This is a genomic window from Flavobacterium sp. (assembly GCF_013822155.1).
Taxonomy (GTDB): domain Bacteria; phylum Bacteroidota; class Bacteroidia; order Flavobacteriales; family Flavobacteriaceae; genus Flavobacterium.
In genome coordinates this window covers 1-22,800 of record NZ_PNJW01000049.1, presented here as the reverse complement: position 1 = coordinate 22,800, position 22,800 = coordinate 1, and the positions used below count along the sequence as shown (strand labels likewise).

The following is a 22,800-nucleotide window of genomic DNA, read 5'->3' as shown; positions in this document are numbered from 1 at the left end:
CACCACAACGGGAATTATCTCCGGCACACCGACTGAATTATCAGCGGCCACGAATTACACAGTAACGGCAAGTAATTCCGGTGGAAGTACCAGTTTTGTGTTGTCGATTGAAGTGATAGCACCATTATCAATAGATGATGTTTCAAAATCAAATTTTGTAATTTATCCTAATCCATTTAAAAATAGTATACATGTCATGCATTCATTTGAAAGGGTGAAATATTCAATTCATTCTGCAGATGGAAAATTAATAAAGAAAGGTGTTTTAGAATCTTTTCAAATTTTGATGCCTGAACTACCTTCAGGATTATATTTATTGAATCTAGAATCAGATGAGAAAGCACAAATTTTTAAAATAGTTAAAGGAATAAATTAAGCTGTAAATAAAAAAAGGAGTTTAACATATCAAACTCCTTTTTTTATTAATACAATTTATTTTCAGTATAATTTTGTTTCTTGCAGTATTAGTATTTGTAAAAAAAAATAGTTGAAAAGCCTAAAACGTTTAATCGATTTTTATATTCATTCTTCTATACATGTAGCGTTAGCTGTTTATTCATTAGTACGAATAACAGAAAATACTTTACATTTTCAATATTATGAAAATATAGAGTCTACCGTTTTTTATGGTACAATTGTAGGTTATAATTTTTTAAAATATTTTGAACCTTTTCAAAAAGGAAATTTCGATTTAAATAAAAATCGTTATTTAGTTGGGTTGACTTTTCTTTCCATTATTGGCGTAATTTTTTATTTTATACAATTAAATAATTCATTGCAAATTTATTTCATCAAAATTGGATTGATAGTAGCACTTTATCCGTTTTTGCGAAAATTTGGTCTTTGGAAATTGTTTTTAGTAAGTTTTTGTATCACAGCAATTACAGTTTATGCACCAATTATTAGTCAAAGTTCGATTTCCGAAAAGGAAAAAATTATTTTGTTCCAACGATTTTTTATTGTTTTTGCTTTATTGATTCCGTTTGAAATTTTAGATAGTGAAACAGATGATAAAACATTGAAAACTATTCCGCAACGAATTGGAATTTGGAATACAAAAATGTTTGGGTTTGTCGCAATAGTCTTTTTTTTAGGAATTGAATTTTCAAAACCTACCTTTGATTATATCAGTTTATGGATTGGATTGATTACAGCATTAGCAATTTGGTTTTCTACTACTAATCGAAACGACTATTATACTTCTTTTTGGGTAGAATGTATCCCAATTTTATGGTATATATTTTATCTAATTCTCATTTAATCAGTTTTTTATTAACACGAAAACGTTTTCGGAGCCTCTAAAAATTAAAAAAATGAAATTTTTAGGTTAATTATACTAATTTAGTAGATGTTAAAATGCAAGCAATTGCTAAACATGAAAATTATAACTAAAATTTTACTCTTTTTTCTCATTTTCTTTGGTACTAATATTACGATATTAGCTCAAGATATATTTTCTGCTAAAGCCTATTTGCTTACAGATGAATTTGGTGGCGTAACTCGTTATTACAATTGCAATACTAATGGAGCTTGTGATCCGGGTTGGACATCAAATTGGGATAATACAACCGTTTCTACTGTTACAGTGGGTTCAACTTTTCAGTTTGGAGGAAATATAATCACAAATGATGATTGGACGAATTGGTCTGATGCTACACTTTATTATAGAATTTATCTTGATGGTTCAGCTCCGGGAAGTTTTATACCTATCAATCTGACTCAAAACACAAATAATATTTGTAGTGTTTCGGATAATACCAAACGTGAAACAGTAGGAACTCCCGAAATTATTAATGTTCCGACAATAGAAGGAATATACATCTTTGAAATTTATTTTCAAGCAAAATATAATCCAACGAATTTTATTTATTATTCATCAAATTCTAGTGCAAATTATAAAGCGAAGCTAAACGTAATTCAACCAATTGCACCAATTGAATCCTATGCTTTTGTGAGTTTAAACGGAACGCCAACTTTTTACGATTTAGATGGTGCTTCTGAAAGCGTTAACCCCGGATTGCCTGATTTCTTAGGAACCTATCCACCCGGATTGGCTTTTAGATTGGGAGCAGAACAAAAGATTTACAAAAAAGCAGCTAATCACACTGTTTGCGAATGTTCCTCTTGGTATTATTTTTATGAAGATGATCCGTTTTTAGACCCGGCTGCAACTGATTTTCCTTTACCTGGAAATGGTACAGATTTTACCGCTAATTTCAACGGAGTTTTTAAAAAATCGGCGGTACTTCCCAATTTAGTAGGTAGTTTTGATGCGGTAGGATCAACAGCAAATACGAATTATAATTCTATTATTAACAGCACAACTACGATTGAAAAATATCAAAATACTTCCCTAGGTTTAGACGCTGAAATTATTTTTCCAAATTGTATTGGATTTTACAGAATTGCTATTGCCCTGTTAACAAAGGTAAGTACGAATGGAAATTGTAGTGATGCCAGTAGTTTTATTTACTTTAGAGACATTAATCAAACACCTATATTCAAATATAACAATACAACAGATGTTGATTTAAATCCCAAAAAACCGATTAACACACTTTCTACCGGTGATTTTTATATAACCAGAATTCGAATTTATGATACTAACATACCAGAATGGAGTGGAAGTTGGTCAATTCCTCCCGATAAAGGGAGTAATGTCATTTTTCATAGTGATTATATAACGGCAATGCACGGAGATTTAACAGTAAATACCATAATAGTTGATAATGGGGTAACGGTTACTGTTTCAAATGGTGGTCATATAGAATGTTATAATAATGCAATCACAAACGGCACCGGTAAAATTGTTGTTAAAAATCAAGGAAATTTTGTGCAACGGTGTGATAAATCAACCATTATTCGTCCGAATATAGAAATGGAAAAAATTTCAAGACCTATGTCAGATTGGGATTATGTTTATTGGGGAGTACCGGTAAGTGAAAATATTTACAGTCAGATACCCGGTTTTTTAGACAAACGATACCGTTGGCAATCCGGTACAGCGACAGGAAGTTGGCAAAATCTTGGGACAACATTACCCGGACAGGGTTTTATTACTAGAATTGCTAACATAGCTCCTTTTAATGTAACTCCAACAGCCATTAATTTTACTATGAAAGGGACAGCAAATAATGGATATGTTTATGTAAATGTTGATAGTTACGATAGTTCTTCAATTATCTATGGAAATGCGGTTTTACTTTCAAATCCCTATCCGTGTGCGATTGATGCTGCAACTTTTTTAGACCATCCTAATAATACGGAATTAGGTGGAACGTTGAGTTTTTGGACTTCATTTACACCAATTTCCACCTCTAATCCTGGACCGGATACCTATAATTATAATGAGGCGGATTATGCCACATGGAATAGAACAGGTGGAACAGGAACAAAAGCTTCCACAGATACAACGGGAAATGATTCATTACGACCAACCGGTAAAATTGCTTCAGGGCAAGGATTTTTTGTTCATGCTTTTGCAGACGGTCAAATAGAATTTGATAATTCCATGCGTTTAGTCTCTAATGTTAACACGCAATTTTTTAGAACTTCTCAAAATGCGTTAGCAAATATAGAGACTGAAAAACATCGGTTTTGGTTAAATTTTAAAGATAATTCAATCGCATTTAGGCAAATGTTGGTTGGGTATATTGAAAATGCTTCCGATGGGATTGACAGAAATTTTGACGGAACTAGTATAACGATAAGTCCAATAGATTTATATTCTTTGGTTGACGATAAAAAATTAAATATTCAAGGAAAAGCACTTCCATTTAATGAAAATGATATAATTCCTTTGGGCTATAAAGTTATTTCCGAGGGCAATTATACTATTTCAATAGATAGTTTTGATGGATTGTTTACTGAGCAACCTATTTTTTTGAAAGACAAATTTTTGAATACAATTCATGCTTTAAAAGAAAGTCCTTATACTTTTTCTTCTTCAGCTGGGACATTTCATAATCGGTTTGAAATTGTTTATCAAAACTCAAACATATTGGGGATAACTCAGGATGTGCTAGTTGGAAATTCAGTTGTTATAGAAACTAAAAATGGAATATCCATCCAAGCTTCCGATACGATTCAATCCATTGCTATTTTCGATTTATTGGGAAGAAAAATTTATCAAAAAGAACAAGTAGAACAAACTTACCTATTACTAAACGATTTTTCAAAAGGAAACCAGGTTTACATTGTGAAAGTGAAAACAAATACTTTTGAAGAAACAAAAAAAATTATTTATTAATATTTCAAAACCATTAGGTTGATTTATTTTAAATGAAACACCTATCTCCTTTAAAAAGAGATAGGTGTTTTTAGTTTAATAATTTATACCATTAAGAATTTTCAAGTTTTAGAATCCTTATAAAGGATTAGCAATTGCTTCAATATCTGCAGTAACTCTCACTTTAAAAGTCATTGAACAACTACAAGATCTATTACCGGTGATGGTGAGCGTTAAATTTTTATTGTTTAAAAGTGCACTTTCCATTTGGCTTATTTTTCCATCTACATCAACTACTTCAAATACTATTGCTTCTCCTGCATCATCTTGAGCTAATAAATCTTCAACTCTGTGAATTTCTCTTTCGTCGGCATATAAAATAGCGGAAAGAGTCCCGTGTGAAGTTCCATAGTCTTCAATTCTATAAGTCAATCTTTTTATTTTAACATTTTTAATTTTGTTTAAATATTGATGAGTATCTTCATTATCTAAACTCAAAATAGCTGATTTACTAAAAGGATATTCAGAATCAGTAATAGCACTTTTATGACCGTCCATTCTATCAGAACCAGAAGTTGCAATCACATCTAAATCTTGAGAGAGGGTGGTTTGCAACTCAACATCCAATTCATCTTCACTACAAGATGTGAAGAAAATTGCTGATATAAAAATCACGAAAAAAAATAGATTTTTCATAATATTTCATTTAAAAAGTTAATAAATTCCTTTGCTTTTTTTTCAAGTATTCCTGCTTTATTTTTATAAGAATACAGGTTTTAATTAAGGTTAGCTAGTCTATAACAAATATTCTTTGTTATTAAAATAGGTTATCATTTGTTATTTCAGAATTGGGGTTTTGTTTAAAATAACATATTACAAAGTCAAACACACTCATAAACTTATTCTATAAATGTTTTCAAAGAAACTAGAAGATTAACTTTTTGCACATCTAATTTAAGATTATAATAGGTGTTTTTGTTTGATAAAAATCATTGTTTAATTACTAAAAATTTAGTAAATTGTAAAATCGCAAATTTTTTAAATTAAAGTAAAATCAATTTTGATTTTTTAAAAAAGGATTAAGTATAGAAGTGAATTTAATTTCTAAGGTTTGATAACAAAAAAACCGAAGTTTTCACTTCGGTTTCCATTATCTTGTTTTAATTATATTAAACCGGCCCTTTTCAATAGAGCCTCAACTTTCGGTTCCTGACCTCTAAACTTTTTATATAATTCCATCGGTAATTCTGTTCCTCCTTTCGAAAGTACATTATCCTTGAATTTTGTGGCAACTTCTTTATTAAAAATGCCTTTTTCTTGAAAATAAGCAAAAGCATCGGCATCTAGCACTTCCGCCCATTTGTAACTGTAATACCCGGAAGAATAACCTCCTTGAAAAATATGCGAAAATGAAACACTCATGCAGTTTTCTTCTACATCCGGATAAAGTGAAGTTCCTTCAAACACTTCCTTTTCAAAAGCTTTGATATTGGTAATTTCAGTTGGATTATTACTGTGATATGCCATGTCTAGTAGGCCAAAACTCAATTGTCGTAAAGTGGCCATTCCTTCCAAAAAGCTGGCACTTTCTTTGATTTTTTCCACATATTGTTGCGGAATCACTTCACCGGTTTCGTAATGTTTGGCAAATAAAGCCAAGGCTTCAGGTTCGTAGCACCAGTTTTCCATCACTTGACTTGGTAATTCCACAAAATCCCAATATACTGAAGTTCCCGATAAACTCGGATAGGTCGTGTTGGCCAACATCCCATGCAAAGCGTGTCCGAATTCGTGAAACAAAGTCGTTACTTCGTTAAAAGTAAGGAGAGAAGGTTTTGTTTCCGTTGGCGGAGTAAAATTGCACACAATCGAAACATGTGGTCGCTCATTCAAATCATTTTTGATGTATTGTGGTTTGAAGGAAGTCATCCAAGCACCGTTTCGTTTTCCTTTTCTTGGGAAAAAATCAGCGTAAAAAATCGCTACTAATTGTTCTTCGAAATCTAACACCTCAAAAGTCTTTACATCGTTATGGTATTTGTCAATATCAAAAACTTCTTTAAAAGTGATACCGAATAATTTTTCAGCTACCGAAAAAGCTCCGTTCAATACATTTTCTAATTTGAAATAGGGTTTTAATAATTCATCATCTAAACTAAATAATTTTTGTTTTAATTTTTCAGAATAATACGCTCCGTCCCATTTTTGAAGTTGGTCAATTCCGTCTAATGCTGCAGCAAAAGCAGTCAATTCCTCAAATTCTCTATGAGCCGCAGGCTTGGCTTTTTCCAACAAATCATTTAAAAACAATTTCACTTTTTCCGGATTTTGAGCCATTCTTTCTTCTAAAACAAAATGAGAATGAGTCTTGTAGCCTAACAAATTTGCTCGTTCATAACGAAGTTTTGCAATTTTCAACGTGATTTCTTTGTTGTTGAATTCATTATTTTGAAATGCTTTTTTGCCGGCTGCAATGGCGATTTCTTTTCTCAATTCGCGGTTTTCAACATACGTCACAAATGGTAAATAACTCGGAAAATCCAACGTGAAAACCCAGCCATCCAATCCTTTTGAGTTAGCTAAACTTGCTGCCATTTCTTTCGCACCTTCAGGCAAACCTTTTAAATCCGCCTCGTTTGTAATATGTAATTGATAGTTATTGGTCTCTGCCAATACATTTTCACCATACGTCAGTTTTAATTTGGCTAATTCGGTGTCAATTTCTCTGAATCGTACTTTTTTATCTTGTGAAAGTAAAGCTCCGTTTCGGGTAAAACTTTTATATTTTTTATCTAATAGAGTATATTGTTCGGTAGTTAAAGTCAATTTGTCTTTTTGATTATAAACTGATTTTACACGTTTAAATAAATCTTCGTTCAACGAAATATCATTGCTAAAAGCAGTTAAAAGAGGTGAAACTTCCTGAGCAATTTTTTGCATTTCATCACATGTTTCTGCTGAATTCAGATTAAAGAAAATCGACGATAATCGATCTATCGCTTCGCCTGAATAATCTAAAGCTTCAATTGTGTTTTCAAAAGTTGGAACGTTTGGGTTATTTATAATGGCATCAATTTCAGCTTTAGCTTTAGTAATAGCTGCTTCAAAAGCCGGTTTGTAATCTTCTAATTTTATTTGCGAAAAAGGTGCGGTGTTGTGTTTGGTTTGAAATACTTCAGTTAACATAGTATGTAATTTTATTTTTCAAAAGTACGGATTTCGATACGTTTTATCAATTGCTGATTCGTGGTTTATTTTAGAATCATTAGCTTTTTCGATATAATTTCACTACCTTATCAATTAATTGAATTTAAAAAAATGAAATACAACGTCACGATTAATAGCATTTTGAATGTAAATGAAATTCCGGAGTATTGGAATGAACAAGATTATTTGAAATTATTAGAATTATTTAATTTTCCAAACCCGGAAACAATTGCAAAAGAAAATCTTCTAGAATATTTAAAAATGGCCATCACTGATGAAAAGCCAACGAGTGCAGCGGTTATCTTGTTAACATATAAATTAAGCGACAATTTGAGCGAAGGCCAGATTCAGCAAATTTCAAATGATATGCTTTTGGATAAAGTTTGCGAAGAATATCCTGAAATTGATTTACATGAACCGTTGTTTCATATCAACCAATTATTGTATCTTGCTTACAACGGAAAGTTTCCGAATGCTTCGGCTACCATTTTAAAATGTGAAATTCTAGCTGATAATTTAGAAGAAAAAGGGGAATTAGGAAAGGAACAAATTCTTAAAATTTTAGCACAAGGTTTAGACGAAAGTGCTTTGTTAAAACGTTTATTTCCGGAACAACTTCTAGGAAATAAGCCTTTTCCTGAAGCAAATGATATTGTTTGGAATTTGGAATCGTTGGGTTCTAACCAATATAAAATAATAACTTCAGAATACTGGCTGTCTAAATCTGATTTTGTACAAGGCGAATACCAAGCCGATATTGTTTTTGAAGAAGAAACAGAAGAAGAATAGATTTTCTTTTGAAATATAATATTGAAATCAGTAGGGACAAGTCGCGACTTGTCCCTACTTTTTCAATCCTTCCGAAGCTTTTAAAACGGCTTCTTTCAAACTTTCTTTGTAAAAAATGATTTTATCCAACACACATTTATCATGACTTCCGATGATTTGTGCAGCTAAAATTCCGGCATTTTTGGCTCCGTTCAACGCCACTGTCGCCACCGGAACTCCACCGGGCATTTGTAAAATTGACAAAACCGAATCCCAACCGTCAATCGAATTACTTGATTTTACCGGAACGCCAATTACGGGCAACGGCGACATCGAAGCAACCATTCCCGGTAAATGTGCCGCACCACCGGCTCCGGCAATAATTACCGAAATGCCACGAGTGTGAGCATTTTTACTGAAATCAAACAATTTTTCCGGCGTTCGGTGAGCCGAAACAATGTCTACTTCCGTTTCTATATCAAATCCTTTTAAAATGTCGATGGCTTCTTGCATGACCGGCATGTCGGAGATGGAACCCATGATGATGGCTACTTTGCTCATTGGTTTTGTTTATTTTTTATTTGAAAAATATAATTAATTAAATAGATGACAAAGACGAAAATGAAAATATAAGCTAATATCAACATGACAAAAATGAAAAACGATTTAATTCTTTCACCTAAATATTCATCTCTATCAAATATAATTGTCCAATTCTTTTTAAAAAGACTGGAAGAATCGGTTACATTAAAGAAATTTATAATTATATCTAAAAAATCCATTTATTAATTTTGAGATTCTTCCTTGGTCAGAATGACAACTTTACGAACTGCCAACTGCAACTAAATACTGATTACTCGAATACTATTCTTCACTACCTCAGCCACTTTTCTTGCTTCAATCATATCTTCATTCACAATTGTTACGTGTCCCATTTTGCGAAAAGGTCGAGTTTCTCTTTTGCCATAAATATGCGGTGTTACGCCATCAATAGCCATTATTTTTTCAATATTTTCATAAACTACGGGTCCGGAAAATCCGTCTTCACCCACCAAATTTACCATAATTCCAGCAACTTTACTAGCGGTATTTCCCAAAGGTAAATCTAAAATAGCACGCAAATGATTTTCAAATTGCGAAGTATAGCTGGCTTCGATGGAATAATGGCCTGAATTGTGTGGTCTTGGAGCTACTTCGTTCACTAAAATTTCGTCGTTTTCGGTTTGAAACATTTCTACTGCCAATAAACCAACATGATTGAATGACTCCGAAACTTTTAACGCAATTTCTTGAGCTTTTTGAGCCACTTTTTTGTCAATTCGAGCCGGGCAAATCACGTATTCCACTTGATTAGCTTCGGGATGAAATTCCATTTCCACTACCGGATACGTTTTTACTTCACCCGAAAACGAACGAGCAACAATAACTGCTAATTCATTTTTGAAAGGAATCATTTCTTCAATTAAACAAGGTGTTTCGGGTAAATCAACTAAATCATTTTCTGACTTAATAATTTTTACGCCGTAACCATCATAGCCAAAACGGTCTTGCTTCCAAACGCATGGAAAAAGAAGGTTGCCTTGCGAAGCCTCAATAATTAAATCTTTTTTACTGTCAAAAGTTTTAGCATTTGCAGTTGAAATTTGATTTTGGAGATATAATTTTTTTTGAGTGATTTTGCTTTGAATATTTCGAAGCGTTTTTGGGGATGGATAAACTTTTTTACCTCCCGCTTCCAATTTATCCAACGCATCCAAATTCACGTTTTCGATTTCGATAGTTAATACATCTACTTTCGAACCAAAGTTGTAAACCGTATCAAAATCTAAGAGGTTTCCAATTTCAAAATAATGTGCCCCGAATTGACAAGGAGCGTCTTTACTCGGGTCTAAAACATAGGTTTGAATGTCAAATTTTCGTGTTTCAGCCAAGAGCATTTTGCCTAATTGACCACCGCCTAAAATACCTAATTTAAAATCGGATGAAAAATAATTCATTTGTTGTAGTTATTTTTTTTAAAAGTCAAATGCAGTCGAATCACTCGTGTCATTATGTTGTTGTTTGGACAAAGATAAGTAACAATTTTAGGACTCAAAACTTATTTCAGTCGTTTTAAAATATTCCTGGCAGCCGCCTTGTATGCCGCTGAATGATTTGAATAATCCTGACTTATTATTGGTTTTAATTCCTCATAAATCCAAGTATATTTTTTCCCTAAAATAAATAAAGCTTTCATTGAATATACTTTTGAAGCTACTTTTACATTCTGTATTAATCGGTCAATCATGGCTTCAATAAGCAAATGTTCTTGTTCTTTTGTTAAATTAATTCCATTTTTTCGATGATTGCTTTTTACTATAAACATTGCAATTCGGGTAGCAGGTCGTAAAGAAGAATCTTCTTTGATTTTCGGTAAAACTTCACAAAATTCGTCAATGTAAGGAACTAGTAATTTCAATTTTTTTTCACCAATCAAATCCAAACTCCAAAAGGCTTTCACATGTAAATCGTGATTTATATCAAAAGCAATCGAAATTAATTCTGATAAATTTTCTTCACTTTTCATAGCAAAGTTACTCACCGAAGTTCTACTTTTAAGATGAGCTGTACTTTGCTCAATTTTTTGATATAGGGTTGAATTCATTTTGTAAATATATCAATTTTGCAAAAAAGTCTAATTACTTAGTTCGTAATACATACTACTTCTTTAAATTTGCATTTTATTTAAAAAACCACAAGATGATACACCTTCACGACAAAACTTTTGAGCCCTTTATTTCCTCAGAAGAAATTGATTTTGCAGTTTCCAACATGGCGAAACAAATGGACGACGATTTTTTTGATGATATACCCGTATTTATTGGTGTTTTGAACGGAGCTTTTATGGTTTTGTCAGATTTGATGAAACAATATCGGGGCATGTGTGAAGTTAGTTTTTTAAAATTAGCTTCTTATGAAGGAACACAATCTACTAACGAAGTAAAGCAATTAATTGGTTTAAATCAAAATTTAGAAGGTAGAACGGTAGTTATAGTTGAAGATATAGTTGACACCGGTAATACAATCGAAGAATTGAAAGCGATTTTTAAAGAGCATAATGTGAAGCATTTAAAAATAGCCACTCTATTTCTAAAACCGGATGCTTATAAAAAAGAAATTAAAATTGATTATGTCGGAATACGAATTCCAAATAAATTTATTGTTGGTTATGGTTTAGATTATGACGGATTAGGCAGAAATCTTCCGGATGTTTACCAACTGGCCGAATAATTTAAATAATTTATAATTTATAATTCAAAATTTAAAATGATCAACATCGTTCTTTTCGGAAAACCGGGTGCAGGAAAAGGCACACAAGCTGAATTTTTAAAAGAGAAATATAATCTTACTCATTTATCAACCGGGGATATTTTTAGATTTAATATCAAAAATGATACTGATTTGGGAAAATTAGCCAAGACATATATGGATAAAGGTGATTTGGTGCCGGATGAAGTAACCATTCAAATGTTGCAAAGTGAAGTAGATAAAAACCCAAATTCAGCCGGATTTTTATTTGATGGTTTCCCAAGAACTATCGCTCAAGCAGAAGCTTTAGATTCTTTTTTAAAATCTAAAAATCAGGAAATTACAGCAACTGTTGCCTTAGAAGCTGATGATAATATTTTAGTACAACGGTTATTGGAAAGAGGAAAAACATCTGGAAGGTCAGACGATCAGGATGAAGAAAAAATTAGAAACAGATACCAAGAATACAACGAAAAAACCGCTCCGCTAATGGAATATTATAAAAATCAAGGAAAATTTCATGCGGTAAATGGGATTGGATCGATTTTAGAGGTTAACGAACGATTAAACTTTGTCTTCGACAACTTGAAATAAATAGTTATTTATCTAAAATTTGGCAATTTAGTCTTGAATTTTTTAGATATTTGCAGAATTAAAAAGGAGCTTCATCCGTAATATCGGAAATGATGCTCTTTTTTTGCTAAAAAAAACAAATGGAAATTTTAATAATTTTATTTTTAATTTTGTTGAATGGAGTTTTTTCCATGTCTGAAATTGCGTTGATATCAGCCAGAAAAAGTCGTTTAGAAACTGCTGCTAAAAAAGGAAATCCTGCTGCAAAAGTGGCATTAGATTTAGCCAACTCACCCAATAAATTTTTGTCAACAGTCCAAATTGGGATTACACTAATCGGAATTTTGACCGGTATTTATTCAGGCGATAAAATCACTACTGACGTAAAAATTTTTGTTAGTGGTTTTGAAATATTAAAACCATTCGCTGACTCAATCGCTGTTGGTATTGTTGTAGTTGTTTTAACTTTTTTTTCACTTGTTTTAGGCGAATTAGTTCCGAAAAGAATTGGCTTAAATTATCCTGAAACAATTGCTAAAGCCGTTGCTGTTCCAATGAAAATTGTTTCAAAAATTACTGCTCCGTTTATTTGGCTGTTAACAATTTCTACCGAATTTATTTTAGATTTATTCAGAATAAAACCTACTGCCGATGGTAAAGTGACAGAAGAAGAAATAAAAGCCATTATTAAAGAAGGTACTGAAGTAGGTGAAGTTCAGGAAATTGAGCAAGATATTGTAGAACGTGTTTTTCACATAGGTGATAGAAAAGTCAATTCGTTAATGACACATCGTTCATCTGTAGTCTATCTTTCCTTGGAAGATACACTTCAAGAGCTAAAAGAAAAAGTATTAGAGGAGTTGCATTCTTTTTATCCCGTTTGTGGTGAAAATATGGATGATATTGAGGGAATTGTACTGTTGAAAGATTTGTTTTCAAGCTTTGAAAAAGGGAATTTTGATTTAAAAACAATTACCAAAGAACCGGTTTATTTTATCGAACATACATCTGCCTACAAGGCGTTGGAAAATTTTAAAACATCAAAAGTTCACTATGCTTTAATAGTAGATGAGCACGGTGTTTTTCAAGGAATAATAACTTTGAATGATATTTTGGAAGCTTTAGTGGGAGATGCATCCGATTTTTATGAGGAAGAATTTAAATTAGTTGCACGAGAAGATGGGAGTTGGTTGGTTGACGGACATTATTCATTACACGATTTTCTTACTTATTTTGATATGGATGAAAATGTTAATGATTATGATGTAACTACTGTGAGCGGATTCATCATTACTGAATTAGGAAATATCCCGAAACAAGGACAAAAACTAATTTGGAATAAATTAGAATTTGAAGTTATCGATATGGATGGTGTAAAAATTGACAAAATTCTAATTAAAAATTTAAAAGAATAAAGAATTAGGAGTCAGTTTGTAGTTATTTAGTAATGCAAAAAAGCAATTCCAGATAACTGAAAACCGACTACAGAAAACAAAAACAATGACTGAAGGAAATTTTGTAGACTACGTAAAAATATATGTTTCATCCGGAAAAGGAGGGAAGGGATCTTCTCATTTACACCGTGAAAAATTTATTGAAAAAGGTGGTCCTGATGGTGGAGACGGAGGTCGTGGCGGTCATGTTTATTTAAAAGGGAACAAAAGTTTGTGGACACTATTTCATTTGAAATTTGTAAAGCATATTCGTGCCGGACATGGTGGAGATGGTGGGAGTTCCAGAAGTACAGGACATGATGGAGAAGATAAATTTATTGAAGTTCCCTTAGGGACGGTTGTTAAAAATCAGGAAACCGGTGAAGTTCTTTTTGAAATTACGGAACATGATGAGGTGAAAATTATTGCAAAAGGGGGAAAAGGCGGTCTTGGGAACTGGAATTTCCGTTCATCAACCAATCAAACACCTCGCTATGCTCAACCCGGAATGCCGGTAGAGGAAGCGGATGTAATTTTAGAATTAAAAGTTCTTGCAGATGTTGGTCTAGTTGGTTTTCCTAATGCGGGTAAATCTACTTTGCTTTCTGTTCTGACTTCTGCTAAACCTAAAATAGCTGATTATGCTTTTACAACCTTAAAACCAAACCTTGGAATTGTTGCTTATCGCGAGTTTCAGTCATTTGTAATGGCTGATATTCCGGGCATAATTGAAGGAGCTGCTGAAGGAAAAGGTCTTGGGCATTACTTTTTAAGACACATCGAACGAAATTCAATTTTATTGTTTTTGGTACCTGCCGATGCTGCCGATATCAAAAAAGAATATGAAATATTGTTAGATGAGCTTCGGCGATATAATCCTGAAATGCTCGATAAAGACCGTATTTTGGTGGTTTCAAAATGTGATATGTTAGATGAAGAGCTAAAAGCGGAACTTGAAAAACAAATGAAAAAAGAGTTTAAAGGAGTGAAGTATCATTTTATTTCATCAGTAGCTCAACAAGGTTTACAAGAGTTGAAAGATATGTTGTGGAAAATGTTGAATGCAGAATAGCAAAAAATTATATATTTCATACAAAAGCATCCTTTTAGGGATGCTTTTTTTATGGAATTCTAAAAATTAAGTTAAATAATACGATAACGTTATAGTTTTTCAGCTAGAAATTGAAATTAAAAACACAAAAAAAAGTATATTCGCAGACACTAAATTTTACACAAAAGATGAAAAAAATTATTTTAAGTTTCGTGGCATTAATTGCATTTGTTCCGGCAACTGTTTTTGCTAACGAAGGGATGTGGTTTTTGATGCATATTCAGCGATTAAATCACCGAGATATGCAAAAAATGGGATTGCAATTAACTGCTGAGGAAATATACAGCATTAATAATTCCAGTTTAAAAGATGCAATCGTTCAATTCAATGGTGGCTGTACAGCAGAAATGATTTCTAAAGATGGTTTGGTTTTAACGAATCACCACTGTGGATATGACGCTATTGCAGAATTATCTACAACAGAAAGCAACTATTTACGAGATGGATTTTGGGCTCAAAATCGCAAAGCAGAATTAAAGCCAAAGAGTTTATATGTTCGTTTCTTTGTTCGTATGGATGATGTTACAAAAAGAATGTTGGCTGTAGTTAATGATAAAATGACTGAAGCTGAACGTGAAGCAGCCATCAATCAGGAAACTGCTAAAATTCAAAAAGAAAATGACGGTGGTGGAAAATATACTGTTTCTGTTCGTCCATTTTATCAAGGAAATGAATATTACTATTTTGTATACCAAGATTATAAAGATGTACGATTAGTTGGTACACCTACAGAAAGCATCGGTAAATTTGGTGGAGATACTGATAACTGGGAATGGCCTCGTCACACAGGAGATTTCTCAATGTTCAGAGTGTATGCTGATACAAACGGAAATCCTGCTGAATATTCTGAAAATAATGTTCCTTTAAATCCAAAACACCATTTACCAATCAGTTTAAAAGGAGTTAAAGAAAATGATTATGCGATGATTTTAGGTTATCCAGGTAGAACGAATCGTTGGATGCCAGCGGAAGGAATTGAGCAAAACGTAAAATATGCTTATCCTGCTTGGGTTGAAGGTTCTAAAATGGGTATGGACAAAATGAAAGTCCACATGGATAAAGATGCTGCTGTTCGTTTAATGTATGCTTCAAAATATGCCGGTGTTGCCAATTATTGGAAAAATCGTCAAGGTATGATTGACGCGTTAAGTAAATTTAAAACAGCAGATGCTAAACGTAAAAATGAAGCTAAATTTAATGCTTGGGCAAACAAACCGGCAAACAAAGCTAAATATGGTGAAGTAGTGCCAACCATCAATAAATATTATGCCATGACCAATGAAAAAGCTCGTCATGACAATTATTTACAACAATTGTTGAGAACTAGTGCTTTTGGAACAATTTCCAGAGGGTTAGGGAAACAATTGGAAGGATATGCTAAAGCTGATGTGGCCAAAAGAGCCCAATTAAAACCAGGTTTACAAGAAATGATAAATGGTTTTTTTGAAGAAGTTTATTTACCGGCAGAAAAAGATATTTTAGCAGGTCAATTAGCTTTGTATAATGCAAAAGCAGGATACAAAATTGCTCCGTCTGTAGAAGAAATGGCTAAAGCAAACAACAACGACTTTACAGCTTTTGTTAATGCAGCTTTTGAATTAAGTATGTTTACATCAAAAGAAAAATTGAATGCCTTTTTGGAAATTCCTAGTGAAGCCATGATAACAAACGATCCGTTAAATAAATTATCAAATGATATGTTAACGCATTTAACAACTCGCTCTGATGAGTTGACTCAAGCTCAAAATGATTATTCAAAATCATTCCGTTTGTTAGTTGAAGGATTAAGAGAATCAAAATTAAGTCCAATTCAATATCCTGATGCTAATTCAACGTTGCGTTTAACTTATGGAAAAGTAAGAGCATTGCCTGCGGATAAAAGAAATGATGCTAAAATTAATAACTATACTACTTTAGAAGGTATGGTTAAAAAACATAAAGCAGGGGACGAAGAATTCAATTTGTCTCAACCGTTAATTGATTTGTATAATAAAAAAGATTTTGGTCAATATGCAGATAAAGACGGTTCATTGCATGTGAACTTTTTAACAGATAATGATATCACTGGAGGAAATTCAGGTTCACCTGTTCTAAATGGAAAAGGAGAATTAATTGGATTAGCTTTTGACGGAAACATCGAAGCGATGGCCGGGGATGTTATTTTTGATGACAAATTACAAAGAACAATCAATGTAGATATCCGTTTTGTATTATTCATTATTGAAAAATATGCCGGAGCAAAACATATTATTGACGAATTGACAATTGTCAAATAAGGAATATTGTTATTATTAATTCATTAAAAATCTGCTTCATTACTGAAGCAGATTTTTTTTGACCTTAATCAATTTTTATTCTTGAGCTTATGGAATGTGCAGAAAATTCTGGAGCATACATGCTCTGTAAAGTTGAAATTCCATCGATAAAACTACCAGAATGATTAACTCGAACATCATATTCTAAAACATAAGTCCCTCTCTTGATTGTGTCAAAGAAAAAGTGTGTCGCAACATCTTTTGTACTTCTATAAAAACGTAAACCGTCTTTCCATTCATATTTCGAAATAACATCTACAGGTTCAAAACAAGAAGCTCTTAAATCCTTTAAATGAACAAATTCTAAATCATTTTCAGTCTTTATAATTAATCGGATGGTAATTAAATCACCCGGTTTTAGCGATTTTTTATTTAGTTCAACTAATTGATCACCAGCTGATGATTTTACTTTTTTATACACATTTTTTGTAACCGAGAGAATAGCAGTACTATCTGATTTGATGTTCTCCAAGTTTTCAAAATATTGCCAATATAATCCCCCAAATCCTGCAATTGATGATTTGTTTTCTACTGAAATCGAACCCATTTCTTTTGTGATTTCATCCGAATTCCAATTCATTTTGATGTAACCGGTTTCGGCTTCTTTTTCTTTTTCGTATAATTTTTTGGTCAACACTTTTTCGTTGCCAATTTTAAATTTGGTGTTGTCTTTAATGTTTGTCCAATCGCTTCCTTGCAACAGTAAAGCATAAACAGCTTCTGTTGTGGCTTTCGTAGTTGGCCAATTTTGTAATTGCTTTTGTTTGAGCAACCAAACTTTCATTTCATCTACATACTTTTTGTCTTTTTCAATTTCAGCAAAAGCTTCAATTAGCAAAGCTTGCGTTTCTATGGAAGATTGATACCAATAATAGCCATTTTTGTTTTCAATCCAATACATGCCATAATCATCATTTCTTGCAACTGTTTCTTTTAAGTTAGTAATTATTTTTTTTGCAAAATCTGTATCACCGAAACGATGCATTGTTAAAGCCAAAAGTGCTTTTTTATATAAGGAATACTGCAACCAATTTGCTTTGAATTCTACTTTTTGAATGGTAATAATCGAATCTATTTTTTTAGAAACCGGTAATTTTTCAATATAAAAACTTCGAGCATACAAATAATGTAAATTAGAATAAGTATAATAATTATTACGTTCGTTTTTTAACGTGCTAGTTTTGATGAAATTATTATCAAGGTGTGGAATTGCTTTGGATGTAATTTTTTCAAATTTTGAAACACTCTCCGGAAACAATTTCCCCAAATGACCTAAGCCGGCAATGATGTGTTGTGTGATAAACATATTTTCATCACCACCATCAAACCACGGAAATGCTCCGGAAGACAATTGTTTTTCTTCTAATTTTTTGAATGTATTTTCTTGTGATTCTTTCATTGTATTCAAATCCATGAGCAAAGCCAATCGTTTGTTTTTCAATTCTTCACTTTCTGCATCCAAAAGCCAAGGTGTTTCATTTAAAACTATAGATTTTAGTTCTTCATTTTGATTTAGTTTTGAAACAGATGTAGAATTAGTTTTCCAAGATTCAAATAAAGTAGCAATTTTCGGATTACTGTTGATGATTTCGGCAGCAATGAAATTGCCATAATATCGTGAAAAAGTCTGTTCAGCACATTCATGTTGAAATTCCATCAAATAAGGCAACGATTGCAATGCTAGCCATGTTGGATTTGATGTATATTCTAATGTAAATTGATGATTTTTTAATGTGGAGGATGAGTTGTTTTTCAGGTTTTCAAAAACGTATTCCTTTTTAGAATTTCCTTTCACCCAAATCGGAATACTTTCGGTAATGAGAATTTTGTTACTCATTACAGGAAGAATATTCTCTTCACCATCAGAATAATTACCTGATTTTGCCACAATTTTATACTGTAAACCCTGTAAATCTTCCGGAATTGTAAATTTCCATGTTACCGGAACACTTTCTTTGGGTTTGCAATCAAAATTTCGGATGTTATTTGGGTTTAATGCTATGCTGTCGATTGCTTTCATATTTGTTGCATCAAACAGCATCAGCATTGCAATTCCGGACTTTGTATCATTGGTCATATTCACCACTTTTGCAGAAATTGATATCGTATCTTTTTCTCGAACAAATCGTGGCATATTGGTTTGAACCATCAAATCTTTTTGCGAAATAATAGTGGATTCAAAATAGCCTGATTCTGATTTTTTGTTATGACCGTACAAACGCAATTTCCAAGTTGTTAATGATTCTGGACTATTAAAGTTGAAACTGAATTTTCCATCACGATCGGTTTTTAAATGAGGATAAAAGAAGGCAGTTTCATTGAAATTTGTACGAGTTTTGACTTGAGTAAGTTCTTTAAAAGCATTTTTTGTGGTAATGATAACTACGCCATTAGCACCTCTTAATCCATACAAAGCTGCAGCAGAAGGACCTTTTAAAACGGATATTTCTTTGATGTTTTCCAAATCTAAAGTAGAAGAATTTCCTTCAAATGGAACTCCATCGATAACATATAAAGGTTGATTATCTCCTTTTATTGAAGAAGCACCACGAAGTATAATACGAGTTGAACTTCCAGGGACACCAGATGAGTTTGTAACTTGTATCCCGGAAATTTCGCCTGTTAAAGCAGTAATTAAATCTGTCGCATTCATTTCAGCTAATGTATTGCTGTTCATTAATTGTGCAGCATAAGTTACTGATTTCTCCTTTTTCTTGATTCCATAAGCTCCAGTAACCACCACTTCTTCTAAATAATTCTCACTATCTTTCAAATTAATATAATAATCTTTTTTATTTCCAATTATAATTTCTATCGAGTTATAACCAACAAATCCGATAAAGAGTACTTCACCGGGAGCGGCTTCAATGTTGAATTGACCGTCAAAATCAGTTGACGTTCCACGGTTTGTGTTTTTTATAATGACAGAAGCACCCGGAAGTGGCATTCCTGAGTCATCTAAAATTACACCTGTAATATTTTTTGCGTTATTAGGTAATTCGGTAAAGGGCTTAATTTTATCAAGGTATTTTTTTTGAGTTTGGCTATTTTTTGGATAAGTATAGTTAAACCCAAACCAATTAATTTGAGGATTTTGAATGTAATAGGAGTAATATTTTCGATCCATCTTAAAATTGTTAAACGTTTTATAACTAATATTTGCGAATTTTAAATCTGGAAAATTTGGATAATTAGAAGAATCTGAAAAATTAACAGTTGACCAATTTTGTGTATCAAATTGATCTAACGACCTGTCGTACATGCTGGCCAAAACTTCTGATTCCAATTTTTGGTCAATTATTTTAAAGGACCAATTTTCCAAACTTCCCGGTTCAATTTTATTTCGCATGCTTACAATTTCAAAATTTAATTTTGGTTCAATTGTTTCTTTTTTAATTGAATGAGTTTTTACAGCCGTGCTATTTTCCCAAACAGAAGAAAAATGAAAATGAACATCCGTTTTGTATTCCGATTTTTTATTAAACTTGAGAATAGCTTTTCCATTTTTTAATTGAACCACTTGTTCATTTTCCAATGTGTTGTTTTCACCATAAAACCGAGATGTTATCCACAAATTAGGAATAGTGGATTGAATTTCTATTTCAAATAAATTTCCGTTAGGTTTTGAAGTATCTTTGAAAGTAAACAATTCATCTTTTGTGTTGGGACTTACTTTTGAGTCTAAGTTGAAATTATTTTCGGTTTTAATGAGATTATTTTTTTTATCATAAGCTTCTGTAATCACTTTATAGTTCCCGGTTTTAAAAGACTTTAAAAAATCAAAGTAAATCTCATTGCTGGTTTTCGTGTCAAACGAAATTGTTTTTACTAATATTTCTTTTGTTTCATAGTCAGATTGATCAAAAGGTTCGTGCGGGAAAAGTTGCTCAAATTCTATTCGGTCAATTGTTTGAATTTCCGGAAATCCAAAAAGACGATTTTTTAAAAAGCTCTTTTTTTGTAATTCATAAATTTTAATTTCTCCTTTTGCATCAATGGGATAATTGTTTAAAGTGGTACTGTTTATTAAAATTTTATTTTCAGTCTCTTTTATTAAATTAGTATTTAGAATCAAATTTAAACCTAACATTTCTTTGCCGACCCTCAAAGACTTAGCTACACTTCTTGTTTCACCCTGCATATCTGTTACATCGACCTTTATGTTATAGTTAAATTTTGTAATACTATCTTTTGAAATACCATTTTTGTCTGCAAGAAATTCAATACTAAAATTTCCATTTTCGTCCGTGGTAGTTTCTGCGTTTATATAATTATCATTGTTGTTTTCATCAGTGAAATAACGTTTTAATGCAGCATTGCTTTTCGAAATCGTATAAGCAACTTTAGCACTCGTTAAATTGTTTCCTGCTAATGCTTTGGCATTTCCTTTAATTTTTACAGTATCTCCAAGGGTATAATTTTCTGTAATTTCATCAAAAATTATTTCAAATGTAGGCCGTTTATATTCTTCAACTTTAAAATAGAAATTGTCAACATCAAAATCTACGTTATCCCAAAATTTGTGTTCTTCTTTATTACTATCATAATATTTAATGTCCACTTCATAGTTATCGGCTTCATCAATTGTTATATAAAAATTTCCGGTTAGCGTGTTTTTCGGAATATCAAATTCACCAGAAAATGAGCCAAATTCGTTTGTTTGAACATCAAATTCTTTTAAAATATTTTCATTCACATCATTAATTTCAACATGAACACTCACATAAGGTACCACACTTTTTATGTTGTCTTTATTTTGAATTAATATTCCTTTGTAGTGTATTTTTTGTCCAGGACGATAAATGGCACGGTCAAAATAAACCATGGCTTTCGCTTCAAAATTATCAAAATCATCTTCATTGTTTTCTTTTCTTTCATAGATAAAAGTTCTGTTGTACTTTTTGAGTAATGTATCATTTTCTTTTATAACTAAAATGTCGTTATTATATATTTTATTCTTAATATGTTTTTTTAGTCCAAATTGAGCTTTTCCTTCTTTGTTTGTATAAACAGTTTCCTCCTCATTTTTAATGCTCGCATTTTCAATAGGTTTTCCGGTTTTTTTGTCTAATACATAAATTAAATCATACTTTTCATTTTTATCTTCAACAATAAAAAAGTTTGATACTTGGAAATTTTCATAAGTAAAAGCAATTTTCTTTTCAATGGTGTTATTAGTCGTTTCTAAAAAAACCAAATAATTACCTACATCCATTTTTTCTAAAACAATTTCAGTTGAATGATTGAAAAAATCATTAGATGATGTTAATTTTTCTGTAAAACTCTTGATTGGTTTGTTTTGTTGAACATAATTTATAATTAATGAATCTTTATTGTTTTTATAATTAGTATCATAAGTATATGAATTTGTCAATAAATAATTATTTTTCACAGGAAAGTGGTAGTAACTAATCTTAATAGAATCTACATTTTTGTAATCTAAAAAGGCACGATTGTTTTGATTTGGATATGTGGTTGTCTGCAATCTAACAGATAATGATTTTTGCAGAATTTGAATTTGGAGAGTCTCAGCTTCCGCCAAGGTATTTGGATTAATTTTTGTATTTAAAACAGTATCAATTAATGCAAGTGCTTCTTTGTATTTGTTTATCTTATTATTTTTTGAAGTTTGACTGATATAATTTTTAATGCGTTCAATTCTTAACGATTGTTTTAAAAATGAGTTTGAAGTGATGTTCTCCAATTGCTTAATTTTATCTGGATAAACAGAATATTCACTGTAAAGGGAATGAATATATTTTAATCGCTCAAAATAAGCAAAATCTGCTTTTTCTCTTTTTTCAGATAAATAATAGCGTTCATTATTTTGTAAAATTTTTAGAAGTTTAATGAGATTGTCATCTACTAAAAAAGTTA

15 protein-coding genes are annotated in these 22,800 nt (G+C 31.8%); 9 read left to right on the top strand and 6 right to left on the bottom strand.

Annotated features, from left to right (window positions below):
* The 3 genes from C0512_RS11540 to C0512_RS11530 form a co-directional block, all read left to right on the top strand.
* On the top strand, nucleotides 1-376 hold a 376-nt coding region (locus C0512_RS11540), incomplete at its 5' end, for a T9SS type A sorting domain-containing protein (RefSeq protein WP_290861723.1).
* Between the two features lie 111 nt (nucleotides 377-487).
* Nucleotides 488-1,261 (top strand): hypothetical protein, encoded by a 774-nt coding sequence (locus tag C0512_RS11535; protein WP_290861721.1) that lies wholly within the window; start codon nucleotides 488-490, stop codon nucleotides 1,259-1,261.
* Between the two features lie 114 nt (nucleotides 1,262-1,375).
* Entirely contained in the window at nucleotides 1,376-4,249 is a 2,874-nt protein-coding gene (locus C0512_RS11530) for a T9SS sorting signal type C domain-containing protein (RefSeq protein ID WP_290861719.1), read from the top strand.
* A 117-nt stretch (nucleotides 4,250-4,366) separates the two neighbouring features.
* Here the strand turns inward: C0512_RS11530 and C0512_RS11525 are convergent, their stop codons facing one another.
* Together C0512_RS11525 and C0512_RS11520 are read right to left on the bottom strand one after the other, a co-directional pair.
* The gene (locus C0512_RS11525) at nucleotides 4,367-4,924 is read right to left on the bottom strand and encodes a hypothetical protein (RefSeq protein ID WP_290861717.1); all 558 of its coding nucleotides are present in this window, start codon (nucleotides 4,922-4,924) and stop codon (nucleotides 4,367-4,369) included.
* A gap of 468 nt (nucleotides 4,925-5,392) precedes the next feature.
* A complete protein-coding gene (locus C0512_RS11520) occupies nucleotides 5,393-7,414 on the bottom strand; it encodes a M3 family metallopeptidase (protein WP_290861715.1) in 2,022 nt (673 codons plus the stop codon).
* Between the two features lie 132 nt (nucleotides 7,415-7,546).
* On the opposite strand from C0512_RS11520, the gene C0512_RS11515 reads away from it, so the two are divergent.
* Nucleotides 7,547-8,224 (top strand): hypothetical protein, encoded by a 678-nt coding sequence (locus tag C0512_RS11515; RefSeq protein WP_290861713.1) that lies wholly within the window; start codon nucleotides 7,547-7,549, stop codon nucleotides 8,222-8,224.
* A gap of 54 nt (nucleotides 8,225-8,278) precedes the next feature.
* Here the strand turns inward: C0512_RS11515 and purE are convergent, their stop codons facing one another.
* From purE to C0512_RS11500, 3 genes are all read right to left on the bottom strand, one after another.
* Nucleotides 8,279-8,764 (bottom strand): 5-(carboxyamino)imidazole ribonucleotide mutase, encoded by a 486-nt coding sequence (purE, locus tag C0512_RS11510; RefSeq protein WP_290861711.1) that lies wholly within the window; start codon nucleotides 8,762-8,764, stop codon nucleotides 8,279-8,281.
* 281 nt (nucleotides 8,765-9,045) lie between these two features.
* Entirely contained in the window at nucleotides 9,046-10,200 is a 1,155-nt protein-coding gene (locus tag C0512_RS11505; protein ID WP_290861709.1) for a 5-(carboxyamino)imidazole ribonucleotide synthase, read from the bottom strand.
* Between the two features lie 101 nt (nucleotides 10,201-10,301).
* On the bottom strand, nucleotides 10,302-10,847 hold the full coding sequence (locus C0512_RS11500; RefSeq protein WP_290861707.1) for a hypothetical protein: 546 nt from the start codon (nucleotides 10,845-10,847) through the stop codon (nucleotides 10,302-10,304).
* 95 nt (nucleotides 10,848-10,942) lie between these two features.
* Here C0512_RS11500 and hpt point away from each other — a divergent pair, with 95 nt between their 5' ends.
* The 5 genes from hpt (at nucleotide 10,943) to C0512_RS11475 (ending at nucleotide 16,884) form a co-directional block, all read left to right on the top strand.
* Nucleotides 10,943-11,473 carry a hypoxanthine phosphoribosyltransferase gene (gene hpt / locus C0512_RS11495; RefSeq protein ID WP_290861705.1) on the top strand — a complete coding sequence of 177 codons (531 nt, stop codon included), beginning with the start codon at nucleotides 10,943-10,945 and terminating at the stop codon, nucleotides 11,471-11,473.
* 36 nt (nucleotides 11,474-11,509) lie between these two features.
* Nucleotides 11,510-12,085: an adenylate kinase gene (locus tag C0512_RS11490; RefSeq protein ID WP_290861703.1), complete on the top strand. Its 576-nt coding sequence runs from the start codon at nucleotides 11,510-11,512 to the stop codon at nucleotides 12,083-12,085.
* 119 nt (nucleotides 12,086-12,204) lie between these two features.
* On the top strand, nucleotides 12,205-13,479 hold the full coding sequence (locus tag C0512_RS11485; protein WP_290861700.1) for a hemolysin family protein: 1,275 nt from the start codon (nucleotides 12,205-12,207) through the stop codon (nucleotides 13,477-13,479).
* A gap of 85 nt (nucleotides 13,480-13,564) precedes the next feature.
* Nucleotides 13,565-14,569, top strand: coding sequence for a GTPase ObgE (gene obgE, locus C0512_RS11480; protein ID WP_290861698.1), 1,005 nt, complete (start codon nucleotides 13,565-13,567; stop codon nucleotides 14,567-14,569).
* A gap of 167 nt (nucleotides 14,570-14,736) precedes the next feature.
* The gene (locus C0512_RS11475) at nucleotides 14,737-16,884 is read left to right on the top strand and encodes a S46 family peptidase (protein WP_290861695.1); all 2,148 of its coding nucleotides are present in this window, start codon (nucleotides 14,737-14,739) and stop codon (nucleotides 16,882-16,884) included.
* Nucleotides 16,885-16,948: 64 nt separating this feature from the next.
* Here the strand turns inward: C0512_RS11475 and C0512_RS11470 are convergent.
* Nucleotides 16,949-22,800 (bottom strand): MG2 domain-containing protein (locus tag C0512_RS11470; RefSeq protein ID WP_290861693.1); only part of this gene is annotated, 5,852 nt, incomplete at its 5' end.